We start from the raw sequence: 12275 nt of genomic DNA, 5'->3' as shown, positions 1-12275 counted from the left end.
GATCAGCGCAGACCGAGCACGTCCTGCATGTCGAAGAAGCCCTTGTCGTGGCCTTGCAGGAAATGCGCGGCGCGCAGCGCGCCTTGTGCGTAGGACAGACGGCTCGCCGACTTGTGCGTGATCTCGATGCGCTCGCCGATGCCCGCGAAGAGCACCGTGTGATCGCCGACGATATCGCCGCCGCGAATCGCGGAAAAACCGATCGTCGACGGATCGCGCTCGCCCGTCACGCCTTCGCGCGCGTACACGGCGCAGTCTTTCAGATCGCGGCCGAGCGCCTTGGCGATCACCTCGCCCATGCCGAGCGCGGTGCCCGACGGCGCATCCACCTTGTGCCGGTGATGCGCCTCGATGATTTCGATGTCGTAGCCGGTGGCGAAATGCTTCGCGGCGAATTCGAGCAGCTTCAGCGTGACGTTCACGCCGACGCTCATGTTCGGCGCGAACACGATGCCGATCTTCTCGCCCGCCTGCTTCAGCTGCGCTTTCTGCTCGTCCGAGAAGCCGGTCGTGCCGATGATCATCTTCACGTTGTGACGCAGCGCCGCTTCGAGATGCGCGATCGTGCCTTCGGGGCGCGTGAAGTCGATCAGATAATCGGCATCGGCGAACACGCGCTCGATGTCGTCGGTCAGCAGCACGCCCGTGGTCTTGCCGAGGAACGCGCCCGCGTCCTGCCCGAGCTGCGGCACGCCGGGCCGGTCGAGCGCGCCGGCGAGCTGCGCGCCGGAGTCGTTGAGGACGGTTTCGATCAGCATCCGGCCCATGCGGCCCGATGCGCCGGCAATGGCGATCTTCATGGCAGTCTCGTGTTGAACCGCGCGCGGCACGCGCGATGGATGGAGCGGATTGGCCGCGCGGATGAAGCGGCGCCGCGCGCGAACACGTGGCGCGGCCTCATCCGCGAACGGCTGAACTGCTTACTGGCTCTGCTGCGGCAGATAGAACTGCGCCTGACCGCCCGCGTTGGCGGGCGCAGGCGACGTACTCGCCGGGCCGACCGCGCTGCTGTCGGGAATGTTGATCGTCTGCGGGCGGCGTTGCAACTGGATCTGCGAGTTGCTCGCGCCTTGCGCGTTCGAACCGGGCGCGCCGCCACTGCTCTGCGGCACGTTCACGCGCACGGACGACTGATTCCGGCCCGTCGGCATTTCCACTTGCGACGTTGCGCGGTTCGCGGCCTGCGCGGCTGCCTGGTTCGCGTCGCCCGCGAATGCCGCCGACGCATTCGGCTGCGTGGACGGCTCGCCGACCGGCGCGGTCACCGCCGCGGTCGACGCCACCGTTGCCGAGGCCGCCGACGCGCTCGCCGCGGACTTCGCGACCTTGACGCCCTTGTCGCCGTCGATTTCCGCGAGCAGTTCCAGATTCGACGGCAGATTCTCGCCGCCCGACCAGCTCACGACGCGATCGCTCGCGAAGTTCACGACGAAGTCACGCTGCTGAACGACCGACGTGCTGCCGCGCTTGAAATAGAACACGTAGTCCCAGCGATCGGCATGGAACATGTCGGTCAGGAGCGGCGTGCCGAGGAGTTGTTTCACCTGGTCTCGCGACATGCCGACCTGCATCTGCGCTGCCGCTTCCGCCGAAACGAAATTGCCTTGCACGACCGTGATCCGATACGGTGTGATGCTTTGCGCGATCTTCTGCGTGACGCTGTCGTACGTCGAGCAGCCGGCGAGCAATACGGCCAAGGTTGCTGCTATCACGGTTCCCCGCATGCGACGGCTCTCCCTGCAATTCGATAAAGTTTTGAAAACCATTTCACCTTTCACGCGAGGCGCTCGAAGGCCGCGCTCTTTTCGTCCGATTCGCATTGACTCCACTCGGGTGTCGGGAATCGGAAAAACGCATTACTATGAGAACCTTGAATTGTACTCTAGGGATGCCTAGCCATGACCAATCCCGCCGATCTCAAAAATATCGGGCTCAAGGCGACCCTGCCCCGCCTCAAGATTCTCGAAATTTTTCAGCATAGTCCGGTGCGCCATCTGACCGCTGAAGACGTGTATCGAAACCTGCTCAACGAGGAGCTCGATATCGGTCTCGCGACGGTGTATCGCGTGCTCACGCAGTTCGAGCAAGCCGGCCTGCTGTCGCGAAGCAATTTCGAATCGGGCAAGGCGGTGTTCGAGCTCAACGAGGGATCGCACCACGATCACCTCGTGTGCATCGACTGCGGCCGCGTCGAAGAGTTCTTCGATGCCGAGATCGAACGCCGTCAGCAATCGATCGCGAAGGAACGCGGCTTCAAGCTCCACGAGCATGCGCTCGCGCTGTACGGCACGTGCACGAAGGAAAACTGCCCGCACCGCAAGCATTGAGGCGCGCGCGCCCGGAGTCGGCGCAAGAATGACAAACCGCCGTCCATCTCACGATGGACGGCGGTTTCGTTTCGCCTGTGCGTTTCAAATCCCGCGTCTGCGAGCGATTCGCAATTGCATTTAGATTCGCGTCGTGCCGCTTCAGGCCGCGCGCGCGGCCGCTTCGATCAGCGTATAGCGTTCCGGCAGATCGATCTCGTCGCAATTCGGCAGATCGCCGCCGCGATCGACGACGATGAAATCGCCCGGCTTGTCGAGCACGATCAGCGGGTGATGCCACACGCCGCGCGCGTAGTTCACGCCTTGCCAGCCCTGCGCGTAAAACGCCCGCAGACCGGCGGGATCGAATTCGCCCGCGGGCGCGACGACCACGAGATAGCGCACGTCCGCGAGCGGCACGAAGGCCTGACTGCCGAGCGGATGCCGCTCCATCATCGAGATCGCGACCGGCTGCGGGCGCGGCTGGCCGCGAAACACGTTGATGAGCGGCCGCCCGCCGCTCTCGAAACCGACTTCCACGTTCGCGAGGTCGTGAAAGCGCTCGGTCGTGCCCGCGTTGATCGGAAAATGGCGCGCGCCTTCGAGTTCGATGACATCGCCGAACGGGGCGAAGGCTTCGCGCGTGAGCGGCTGGAGCGTCAGCGTTTTCATTGGATTTCACCGAAGATCCGCAACCGCGACACGCCGCCGTCCGGATAGATGTTGAAGCGCACGTGCGTCACCGGCCCGAGCGCCGAGATGTCCTTCTCGAAGCGATGCACGTTGTCCATCGACAGCTTTTGCTCGTCGAGCAGGACCGGCCAGAACATCGCCTGCGTGACGAGCGATTCATCGGTGCCGCCTTCCACGCGCGCCGCCTGCAGCGAGCAGCGGTCCGGATAGTTGCCCTTGAAATGCGCGGTGTCCACTTCGATCGCGCGGATCACGCCGGGATTCGCCAGCGCGACGATCGCCCAGTCGTTGCCCGGCTCGCGTCGACGGCGCGTTTCCCAGCCATCGCCCATGTTCACGCCGCGTCCCGGCATCAGCATTTGCGATGCGGGCCCGAAGTGCTGATTGTTCGCCGCGACGAGATACGCGCCGTTCTCGATGGCCGCGAGATCCAGCAGCGTGCCGCGCTCGACGCGCGAAAAATCCGTCTTCGGCTGACCATACACGCGCAGCCGCGCGATGCCGCCATCGGGATAGATGTTCACGCGCAGATGCGTGTAGGCGCGCGTGTCGGCGATTTCGAGATAGTGATGACGATTGCCCTGCAGCGTCGTCGACGGCACGATCTCGCGCCAGTCGCCGTCTTCCTGCGGGTTCGCGCTTTCGGTGAAGCACGCTTCGATCGACGCCGCCGGCGGAAAATTGCCGGTGAAGTGACTCGTATCGATGTCGATGCCGTGAATCACGCCCGCGCGCGCCAGCTTGACGATGCAGTAGTCGTAGCCCGTCGTGCGCTTGCGGCGCGTTTCCCAGCCGTCCATCCACTTGCCGTGCTCGTCGTACTTGCCGGGGATGAACACCGCCGGTTGCGGCTCCAGCATGCGGTCCTTGGGCGCGAAGAACTCGTCGGTGGCGAAGAGCGCCTTTGCGCCGAGGCGCGGGTCCGCGAGGTTCATGTAGCGGCGGGCGAAAGCGGGTGCGTCGGCGTCGAGAATCGGGTTGGCCATTTCAATGTCCTTCGGTTGCGTTGAGTCAGATTGCGTGCGCGTGATCGGCGCCATGCGAGGGTTCCGGCGCGGCGGGCACGAAGCGAAATTCGGCGTCCTGGTCGAGCACGCGCTTGGCGCGCGCCCGGTCGATGTCCTTCTCCCATACCGCGACGACCACCGTCGCCACGCAGTTTCCGATCAGATTGGTCACGGCGCGCGCGATCCCGACGAACCAGTCGACCGGCAGGATCAGCACGAGGCCGAGCACGGGAATCGCGGGAATGGCGGAGAGCGTCGCGGCGAGAATCACGATCGCGGAGCCGGGAATGCCGTGCGCGCCTTTCGACGTCACCAGCGACACGAGCACGACGACGATCAGGTCATGCAGCGACAGCGGCGTGTTGGTCGCCTGCGCGATGAAGATCACCGCGAGCGTGAGATAGATCGAGAAGCCGTCGAGATTGAACGAGTAGCCGGTCGGAATCACGAGGCCGACGGTCGAATCCTTCACGCCCATCCATTCGAGCTTGCGCATGATCTGCGGCAGCACGGCGTCCGACGAAGCGGTGCCGAGCACGATCGACAGTTCTTCACGCAGATAGCGCACGAGCTTGAAGATCGAGAAGCCCGCGAGACGCATCACGACGCCGAGCACGACGAACACGAACAGGAAGCAGCTCGCGTAGAACACGATCACCAGCAGACCGAGCTGCTTGAGCGACGCGACGCCGTACTGGCCGGTCGTGAACGCGATCGCGCCAAGCACGCCGAGCGGCGCGAGCTTGATGATGAACGCCATGATGCGGAAGAACACGTGCGACAGCTCGTCGATGAAAACCGTCACGCGCTGCGCCTTGTCGCCGAGCATCGAGAGCGCGGAGCCGAACAGGATCGCGAACACGAGCACTTGCAGGATGTCGCCTTTCGCGAAGGCATCGACGGCCGTATCGGGGATGATCTTCAGCAGAAAGCCCGCGGTGTCCTTCAGGCTCTTCGCGTGCTCGGTGTAAGTGGCGAGCGAGGCGGCGTTGAGCGTGTGCAGATCGATATTCATGCCGACGCCCGGACGCGTGATCCACGCGAGAATCGCGCCGATGATGAGCGCGAGCGTGGTCATGATCTCGAAGTAGACAACGGCCTTCAGCCCGACGCGCCCCACTTTCTTCAGATCGCCCGCGCTCGCCATGCCGCTCACGACGACGCAGAACACGATCGGCCCGATGACCATCTTGATGAGCTTGAGAAAGCCGTCGCCCAGCGGCCGCAACGACTGGCCGAAGTGCGGAAACAACGCGCCGACCACCACGCCGATAACTAGCGCGATCATCACCCTGCCGAACAGCGAATTCAGAAATCTCGACACGACCGTCTCCTCGTGTAATGTCCCAGGATCAGAGCAACTGTTCCGACTGGTCGGACCAGTGCTGTGATGGGGAATATTAGAAAGCCGATATAGAGCCGTCAAGGACGCATTCGTAGCGGTTTACCCTGTTCGAAACGGGCACGAAAATGCATGTTATTGCATGGAAAAACGGTCGTTCACACGCGCGTCCGACACGCGCATACAATGGCGGTCAGACCGGCCAATACTGTTTTCTTCCTATGAAAAACGTCCCGCACACCGTGACCGACGCCGCCATCGCGACCATTCGCGAACGCATCGAATCGAGCGCGTATCCGGTCGGGAGCCTGCTGCCGGCGCAGCGGCAACTATCGGAGGAATTGGCGATCAGCCGGGCGTCGCTGCGCGAGGCGCTCTCGACGCTTGAAGCGCTCGGCATGCTGCATATCCGGCCCGGCAAGGGCGTGTATGTGAACAGCGCGCAGGCGAGCAATGCGCATCCGTGGCGTTTTGCGGATCAGGCTTCGCTGCCGGACACGTATCAGATGCGTTTCGCGCTGGAAGGCTTCGTCGCGCGGCTCGCGGCGCATTCGATCGGCGATGCGGACATCGACTGGCTTGACGACAATCTCGACTCGCTGCACGCCGCGCTGACGGAATCGGCGCTGGAGGAAGCCGCGCAACTCGACTTCGCGTTCCATATGCGCATCGTGAATCTCGCGGGCAATGCGGCGATCGAATCGATCCTGCGCGGCAGCGCCGACATCATGAAGGAGAGCCAGCGCCTGCCGTTCTATCGGCGGGAGCTGGTGCTGTCGACGTATCACGAGCACGCGGTCATCATCGAGGCGCTGAAGGCGCGCGACGGCGAAAAGGCCGGCCGCGCGATCGAAGGCCACATCGTGAATGCGGCGCAGCGCGCGGGCGTGCATTTTCCGATCCCGAACAAGTAAGGCGCGGCACTTCTCGAAGCGTTCGCAGTCTCAGCAAGGGCCGTGCGTGCCGGAGATTTCTATCTGCTTGCGCTGCCCTGCAATTGGCGAACATCAAGAGGAGCGGCGTCGATGGACATGCAACAACTCGTATCGGAATTTCTGGCGTCGGAACACGGCGCACAAGCCACGCAAGCACTGACCGATCAGGGCTTCAGCACCGAAGACAGCCAGCAGATGCTCGGCACCGCGGCGCAAACCGCGCACGCGCATGCCGAGGAACAGAACGCCGGCCTGATGGGCAACCATCCGGGCAAGAGCTTTTTCGCCGCGTTCGCGGCCGGGCTCGTGCGCGGCGACGGCTTTCTGAAGTCGATGGAAGAAGGCGGCGAAGGCATCCTCACCGGTCGCATCGCCGAATCGATCGCCGCGCGCATGGGCATCGATCCCGGCACGGCATCGACGGTCGCGGCGGCGGCGACGCCTTATGTCGTCGCGTTTCTGCGCGAGAAGCTTGCGTAAGACGAACTGAAGCGCAAAAAACAAAGCCGCTCCGAGGAGCGGCTTTGTTCATTTCGAGCGGCGCGAAACTTACTTCGCGTTCGCGAGCGCAACCGCCGTATCCAGCATGCGGTTCGAGAAGCCCCACTCGTTGTCGTACCAGCTCGACACCTTCACGAGACGGCCCGACACCTTGGTCAGCGTGGAATCGAACGTCGACGAAGCCGGGTTGTGGTTGTAGTCGATCGAAACCAGCGGCGCATCGTTGTAGCCGAGCACGCCCTTCAGTTCGCCTTCCGACGCTTCCTTCATGATCTTGTTGATCTCTTCCACCGTCGTGTCGCGCGCGGCGATGAACGACAGGTCGACGACCGACACGTTGATCGTCGGGACGCGGATCGCGTAGCCATCCAGCTTGCCGTTCAGTTCCGGCAGCACGAGACCGACCGCCGAAGCCGCGCCGGTTTTCGTCGGGATCTGGCTGTGCGTGGCCGAGCGCGCGCGGCGCAGGTCTTCGTGATACACGTCCGTCAGAACCTGGTCGTTCGTGTAGGCGTGGATCGTGGTCATCAGACCGTTCACCAGACCGATCTTGTCGTTCAGCGGCTTGACGAGCGGCGCGAGGCAGTTCGTCGTGCACGATGCGTTCGAGATGACCGTGTCGGAAGCCTTCAGCACGTTATGGTTCACGCCATACACGATGGTCGCGTCCACGTCCTTGCCGCCCGGCGCCGAGATGATGACCTTCTTCGCACCGCCCTTGATGTGCGCGCTCGCCTTTTCCTTCGTCGTGAAGAAGCCCGTGCACTCCATCACCACGTCGACCTTCAGCTCGCCCCACGGCAGTTCGGCCGGGTTGCGGTTCGCCAGCACGCGGATCTTGTCGCCGTTGACGACGAGGTAGTCGCCGTCCACCGACACTTGGCCCGGGAACTTGCCGTGCGCCGTGTCGTACTGCGTCAGGTGCGCATTGGTCTTGGCATCGCCGAGATCGTTGATGGCGACGATCTCGATGTCGTGCTTCTTGCCGTTTTCATAGAGGGCGCGCAGCGTGTTGCGGCCGATACGGCCATAGCCGTTGATTGCAACGCGAATCGTCATGGTCTATCTCCTGATGGCTAAAAAAACCTGCTTCGCTGACCGCGATTTTACTGCGCGGCGAGGACGGCCTTTGCCGTCGCGACAACATGCTCCACCGTGAAGCCGAAATGCTTGAACAGCGCGCCCGCCGGGGCCGACTCGCCGAACGTGTCGATGCCGACCACGCCGCCTTCGAGGCCCACGTACTTGCGCCAGAAGTCCGTCACGCCCGCCTCGATCGCTACGCGCGCGACGCCCTTCGGCAGCACGCGCTCACGGTATTCGGCGTCCTGCTTGTCGAACACGTTCGTGCAGGGCATCGACACGACGCGCGCGCCGATGCCTTCCTTCGCCAGCGCTTCGACCGCTTGCATCGCAAGCTGCACTTCCGAGCCGGTCGCGATGAGGATGATCTTGCGCGCGGGGATGTCGTCGTTCCAGTCGCGCAGCACATAGCCGCCCTTCGCGATGTTGGCGATCTGGATGTCGTTGCGCGTCGAGAATTGCAGATTCTGGCGGCTGAAAATCAGCGTCGACGGGCCGTTGTGCGCGATCGAATGCGTCCACGCGACAGCCGTTTCGACGGTATCCGCCGGACGCCACGTCTGAAGGTTCGGGATCAGGCGCAGGCTCGACACGTGTTCGATCGACTGGTGCGTCGGGCCGTCTTCACCGAGACCGATGGAATCGTGCGTGAACACGAAGATCGAGCGCGACTTCATCAGCGCGGCGACGCGCAGCGCGTTGCGGCTGTAGTCCGAGAACGTCAGGAACGTGCCGCCGAACGGACGATAGCCGCCGTGCAGCGCGATGCCGTTGATCGCCGCCGACATGCCGAACTCGCGCACGCCGTAGTTGATGTGATTGCCCCACTGGATGCCCGACGGATTCGCGTTTTCGGCGTCACCCGCCGCGCGCACCGCCTTCGATGCCTTCCAGTTCGTGAGGTTCGAGCCGGTCAGGTCGGCGGAGCCGCCGAGCAGTTCCGGCAACGCGGCAGCCAGCCCTTCGATCGTGTTCTGCGATGCCTTGCGCGTCGCGATGGTTTCGGCCTTCTGGTTCGCGTCCTCGATGATCTTCGCGGCAGCTTCGGCCCAGTTCGCCGGCAGTTCGCCCGTCATGCGGCGCGCGAACTCGGCGCCTTCGCTCGCGTACTTCGCCTTGTAGGCATCGAATGCCTTGTTCCATTCGGCTTCGGCGTGCGTGCCTTGTTCCTTCGCGTCCCACGCTGCGTACACGTCCTGCGGAATCTCGAACGGACCGAAGTTCCAGCCGATGGCCGCGCGCGTCGCCGCGATTTCCTTGTCGCCGAGCGGCGCGCCGTGCGCGTCGTGGCCGCCCGCCTTCGTCGGCGCGCCCTTGCCGATGACCGTGCGGCAGCAGATCAATGTGGGCTTGTCCGACTTCTTCGCCTGCGCGATGGCGGCGTCGACCGCGTCGACGTTATGGCCGTCGACCGCGCGGATCACGTTCCAGCCGTACGCTTCGAAGCGCTTCGGCGTGTCGTCGTGGAACCAGTGCTCGACATGGCCGTCGATGGAAATGCCGTTATCGTCGTACAGCGCGATCAGCTTGTTCAGCTTGAGCGTGCCCGCGAGCGAGCAGGCTTCGTGCGAAATGCCTTCCATCAGGCAGCCGTCGCCGAGGAACACGTACGTGTAGTGATCGACGATCTTCGCGTCGGCCTTGTTGAATTCGGCCGCGAGCAGCGCTTCGGCGAGCGCCATGCCGACCGCATTGCCGACGCCCTGGCCGAGCGGGCCGGTGGTCGTCTCGACGCCCGCCGTGATGCCGTATTCCGGATGGCCCGGCGTCTTCGAATGCAGTTGGCGGAAATTCTTCAGCTCGCTCATCGGCAGGTCGTAGCCGGTGAGGTGCAGGAGCGAATACAGCAGCATCGAGCCGTGACCGTTCGACAACACGAAACGGTCGCGGTCGAACCAGTGCGGATTCGCCGGGTTGTGCTTCAGATGGCGCGACCACAGCGCGACGCCGATTTCCGCCATGCCCATGGGCATGCCGGGGTGGCCGGAGTTGGCTTGTTGAACGGCGTCCATGGCAAGCGCGCGGATTGCGTTGGCCATGAGGGCGGTCTGGCTGGAGGTCGGGGTCGTCATGTCGAGTCTGGGGCAGGTCCTGAAATGATCCGCGGTGCTTCTCTTGCAGCACTTCTCATTCGAACCGGACCCGCGGGACACAACGTTTTCAGGACCGGAACGACTAGAAACGACGAGAAACGACGAGGATCGGAAGGCCGTCATTCTAACAGACCGGTCCGATTGACACGCGCCTGCGAGACAGCGAACAGGCGGCCAATCCGGCGCGGCCGGGCGTTCGGGGCGCGGGCATGTTCCGTGCATTTCCCGCCTCGGCGATGCACGCGAACCGGGCCGCGCCGCGTGCGTCGCAGTCGGTACAACACTGTCACGACAAGATGACAACGCGTGACATTACATGGTTACGCGCGCCGCCAACGGACGTTTATCTGGCGAAATCCGTCCGTCGCGGCCTTTGGTGCAAATTCCTTGCCGGTCCATTGTTCGTACGGCTTCGTGGCAAAATGTTTCCCAATCTGCAGTCGCAAGGTTTCAAGGAGTGCTTTCGATGACCGACCCACGCCCCGCCGATGTGCCCTGGCTGACTCCGTATCTCACCGTGCGCGACGCGCGCGTGAGCATCGCGTTCTATGAAAAGGCGCTCGGTTTCGCGGTGCGCGACAGCGTGAACGACGACGGCACGATCATCCATGTCGAGATGACGTATCGCGGGCAGTTGATCGTGATGTTCGCGCCCGAAGGCGCCTACGGCTCGCAGGCGCGCACGCCGAAGAGCGCGGGGCTGATGGCGCCGCAGTCGTTCTATCTTTATGTCGATGACGTCGACGTCACGTTCCAGCAGGCGCTCGCCGTCGGCGCGAAGGCGCTCATCGAGCCGCAGGACCAGTTCTGGGGCGACCGCTTCGCGCAGATCGAAGACCCGGACGGCTACCGCTGGGCGATCGCGCGGCATCTGCGCTGAAGCGCCGGCAATCTCACTATCCGCGGGCAGTCAGACCCGCGATCGAATTTACATGCCACGTTTTCACGTCGACGGTCCGCTCTTCGCGGGCCAAACCTTCACCCTTCCCGATGACGTCGTGCGGCACGTGCACGTCCTGCGCCTGCAAACCGGCGACGCGATCACGCTCTTCGACGGCCGCGGCGGCGAATATCGCGGCGAGCTCGTCGATATCGCGAAACGCGCGGCGATCGCGCGCATCGACGAACACAGCGATCGCGAAGCCGAGCCGCCGTATCGCGTGACGCTCGCGCAAGGCGTGGCGGGCGGCGACAAGATGGACTGGCTCATCGAGAAGGCGGTGGAACTGGGCGTATCGGACATTGCGCCGATCACCGCCGAACGCGGTGTCGTGCGTCTCGCGGGCGAACGCGCGCAGCGGCGTCAGGCGCACTGGCAGGCGCTCACGCGCGCGGCCTGCGAGCAATGCGGACGCAACCGCGTGCCCGAGGTCGCCCCGCCGCGCAGTGTCGACGCCTGGCTCGCCGCGCTGCCCGCCCCCGCCGATGGCGAGCTGCGCCTGCTGCTCTCGCCGCGCGCGGAAGTGAGTTTCGCGTCGCTGCCCGCCGTTGCGCCGTCGAGCCCCGTCACATTGATGATCGGACCGGAAGCGGGCTTTTCGCCTGCGGAAGAAAGCACGATCATCGAAGCCGGATTTTCCGCGCTGGGACTCGGCCCGCGCATGCTGCGTACGGAGACGGCGGGCATCGCGGTGCTCGCGGCGCTGGCCGCGCGCTGGGGCGGCTGGTAAAAAAACAGCCCGATGGACACGCCATCGGGCTGCTGCATCATGCTGATTGTGGCGACCGGACTGGCCGCGCCAGCTCACACGAACGAATAGAACACGCGGAACGCCACTTTGCGTTCTGCCCAGAATTCCGCCGCGTCGCGGAACACGTCGAGCAGCACTTCGCGGCCTTCCTTGTCGAATTTCTGCGCGATCGGCAATTGTTCGAGCACGATCACGAAGCCCGGCTGCGAGCCAGCCTTGTGAACGAGATCGGTGAGCGAATCGTAGAGTGCGTCGTAGTTTTTGCCGAAGTGCTTGGGAAAGAGAAACGACAGCGCGATGGTCTCCAGCACTTCCTGCTTGCTCTGCGCCTGCCCGAGATACGCGTAGAGAAAATGCTGGCCGAGGCGGTTGGCCTCGTCCGCGAGATCCTGTACGCGGAACGCGCGGATCGACTGCACGATGTTCGGCCGCACCGTGGCGAACAGCGCTTCCGGATCCTCTTGCGGATGGAACTCCTCGGGCCTGGTCTCGTCGTCGGGTCTGTTGTCGTGTTCTGTCATGCGTAGCCGCAATACTCGCTGAAACAGGTTGCCATCGCCGGTGGCGAAAAGATCACCCGCGACGCTGTGGTCGTGCGCGTAGATGTTGTCGCTCATGCCGTTA

13 protein-coding genes are annotated in these 12275 nt (G+C 63.9%); 5 read left to right on the top strand and 8 right to left on the bottom strand.

Annotation, left to right across the window (positions count from 1 at the left end; genetic code table 11):
- Positions 1-2: 2 nt before the first annotated feature.
- On the bottom strand, positions 3-800 hold the full coding sequence (gene dapB / locus AWB76_RS30515) for a 4-hydroxy-tetrahydrodipicolinate reductase (protein ID WP_061163830.1): 798 nt from the start codon (positions 798-800) through the stop codon (positions 3-5).
- A 120-nt stretch (positions 801-920) separates the two neighbouring features.
- A complete protein-coding gene (locus AWB76_RS30510; protein WP_061163829.1) occupies positions 921-1724 on the bottom strand; it encodes an outer membrane protein assembly factor BamE in 804 nt (267 codons plus the stop codon).
- A gap of 174 nt (positions 1725-1898) precedes the next feature.
- Here AWB76_RS30510 and fur point away from each other — a divergent pair, with 174 nt between their 5' ends.
- Positions 1899-2327: a ferric iron uptake transcriptional regulator gene (gene fur / locus AWB76_RS30505; protein ID WP_061122523.1), complete on the top strand. Its 429-nt coding sequence runs from the start codon at positions 1899-1901 to the stop codon at positions 2325-2327.
- Positions 2328-2468: 141 nt separating this feature from the next.
- Here fur and AWB76_RS30500 read toward each other — a convergent pair whose 3' ends face one another.
- The 3 genes from AWB76_RS30500 to AWB76_RS30490 are packed head-to-tail and all read right to left on the bottom strand — an operon-like array spanning position 2469 to position 5330.
- Complete coding sequence (locus AWB76_RS30500) at positions 2469-2978, bottom strand: ureidoglycolate lyase (RefSeq protein WP_061163828.1); 510 nt, start codon at positions 2976-2978, stop codon at positions 2469-2471.
- Entirely contained in the window at positions 2975-3985 is a 1011-nt protein-coding gene (alc, locus tag AWB76_RS30495; RefSeq protein WP_061163867.1) for an allantoicase, read from the bottom strand. Before alc ends, AWB76_RS30500 begins: the two co-directional genes overlap by 4 nt.
- A 25-nt stretch (positions 3986-4010) precedes the next feature.
- Positions 4011-5330 carry a C4-dicarboxylate transporter DctA gene (locus AWB76_RS30490; protein WP_061163827.1) on the bottom strand — a complete coding sequence of 440 codons (1320 nt, stop codon included), beginning with the start codon at positions 5328-5330 and terminating at the stop codon, positions 4011-4013.
- 239 nt (positions 5331-5569) lie between these two features.
- Between AWB76_RS30490 and AWB76_RS30485 the strand changes: the two genes are divergently transcribed.
- Together AWB76_RS30485 and AWB76_RS30480 are read left to right on the top strand one after the other, a co-directional pair.
- Entirely contained in the window at positions 5570-6262 is a 693-nt protein-coding gene (locus AWB76_RS30485; protein ID WP_061163826.1) for a FadR/GntR family transcriptional regulator, read from the top strand.
- Positions 6263-6373: 111 nt separating this feature from the next.
- Positions 6374-6763 (top strand): hypothetical protein, encoded by a 390-nt coding sequence (locus AWB76_RS30480; RefSeq protein ID WP_061163825.1) that lies wholly within the window; start codon positions 6374-6376, stop codon positions 6761-6763.
- Between the two features lie 69 nt (positions 6764-6832).
- Here AWB76_RS30480 and gap read toward each other — a convergent pair whose 3' ends face one another.
- Complete coding sequence (gene gap, locus AWB76_RS30475; RefSeq protein WP_061163824.1) at positions 6833-7843, bottom strand: type I glyceraldehyde-3-phosphate dehydrogenase; 1011 nt, start codon at positions 7841-7843, stop codon at positions 6833-6835.
- 47 nt (positions 7844-7890) lie between these two features.
- The gene (gene tkt / locus AWB76_RS30470) at positions 7891-9939 is read right to left on the bottom strand and encodes a transketolase (RefSeq protein ID WP_061163823.1); all 2049 of its coding nucleotides are present in this window, start codon (positions 9937-9939) and stop codon (positions 7891-7893) included.
- A 487-nt stretch (positions 9940-10426) separates the two neighbouring features.
- On the opposite strand from tkt, the gene AWB76_RS30465 reads away from it, so the two are divergent.
- Together AWB76_RS30465 and AWB76_RS30460 are read left to right on the top strand one after the other, a co-directional pair.
- The gene (locus AWB76_RS30465; protein WP_061163822.1) at positions 10427-10840 is read left to right on the top strand and encodes a VOC family protein; all 414 of its coding nucleotides are present in this window, start codon (positions 10427-10429) and stop codon (positions 10838-10840) included.
- Between the two features lie 52 nt (positions 10841-10892).
- Positions 10893-11630 carry a 16S rRNA (uracil(1498)-N(3))-methyltransferase gene (locus tag AWB76_RS30460; protein ID WP_061163821.1) on the top strand — a complete coding sequence of 246 codons (738 nt, stop codon included), beginning with the start codon at positions 10893-10895 and terminating at the stop codon, positions 11628-11630.
- Positions 11631-11704: 74 nt separating this feature from the next.
- Here the strand turns inward: AWB76_RS30460 and AWB76_RS30455 are convergent, their stop codons facing one another.
- The gene (locus AWB76_RS30455) at positions 11705-12268 is read right to left on the bottom strand and encodes a barstar family protein (protein WP_061163820.1); all 564 of its coding nucleotides are present in this window, start codon (positions 12266-12268) and stop codon (positions 11705-11707) included.
- Positions 12269-12275 lie beyond the last annotated feature (7 nt).

This window comes from Caballeronia temeraria, assembly GCF_001544795.2.
GTDB lineage: Bacteria > Pseudomonadota > Gammaproteobacteria > Burkholderiales > Burkholderiaceae > Caballeronia > Caballeronia temeraria.
Note: the sequence above shows the minus strand (reverse complement) of the source record. Positions and strands in the feature narration are given on the sequence as shown.

Bases quoted from the DNA above. Each gene is read 5' to 3' on its own strand.
- alc (WP_061163867.1), bottom strand. From the start codon at position 3,985: ATGGCCAACCCGATTCTCGACGCCGACGCACCCGCTTTCGCCCGCCGC.
- gap (WP_061163824.1), bottom strand. From the start codon at position 7,843: ATGACGATTCGCGTTGCAATCAACGGCTATGGCCGTATCGGCCGCAAC.
- AWB76_RS30500 (WP_061163828.1), bottom strand. From the start codon at position 2,978: ATGAAAACGCTGACGCTCCAGCCGCTCACGCGCGAAGCCTTCGCCCCG.
- AWB76_RS30460 (WP_061163821.1), top strand. From the start codon at position 10,893: ATGCCACGTTTTCACGTCGACGGTCCGCTCTTCGCGGGCCAAACCTTC.
- dapB (WP_061163830.1), bottom strand. From the start codon at position 800: ATGAAGATCGCCATTGCCGGCGCATCGGGCCGCATGGGCCGGATGCTG.
- AWB76_RS30485 (WP_061163826.1), top strand. From the start codon at position 5,570: ATGAAAAACGTCCCGCACACCGTGACCGACGCCGCCATCGCGACCATT.
- AWB76_RS30465 (WP_061163822.1), top strand. From the start codon at position 10,427: ATGACCGACCCACGCCCCGCCGATGTGCCCTGGCTGACTCCGTATCTC.
- fur (WP_061122523.1), top strand. From the start codon at position 1,899: ATGACCAATCCCGCCGATCTCAAAAATATCGGGCTCAAGGCGACCCTG.
- AWB76_RS30455 (WP_061163820.1), bottom strand. From the start codon at position 12,268: ATGAGCGACAACATCTACGCGCACGACCACAGCGTCGCGGGTGATCTT.
- AWB76_RS30480 (WP_061163825.1), top strand. From the start codon at position 6,374: ATGGACATGCAACAACTCGTATCGGAATTTCTGGCGTCGGAACACGGC.
- tkt (WP_061163823.1), bottom strand. From the start codon at position 9,939: ATGACGACCCCGACCTCCAGCCAGACCGCCCTCATGGCCAACGCAATC.
- AWB76_RS30510 (WP_061163829.1), bottom strand. From the start codon at position 1,724: ATGCGGGGAACCGTGATAGCAGCAACCTTGGCCGTATTGCTCGCCGGC.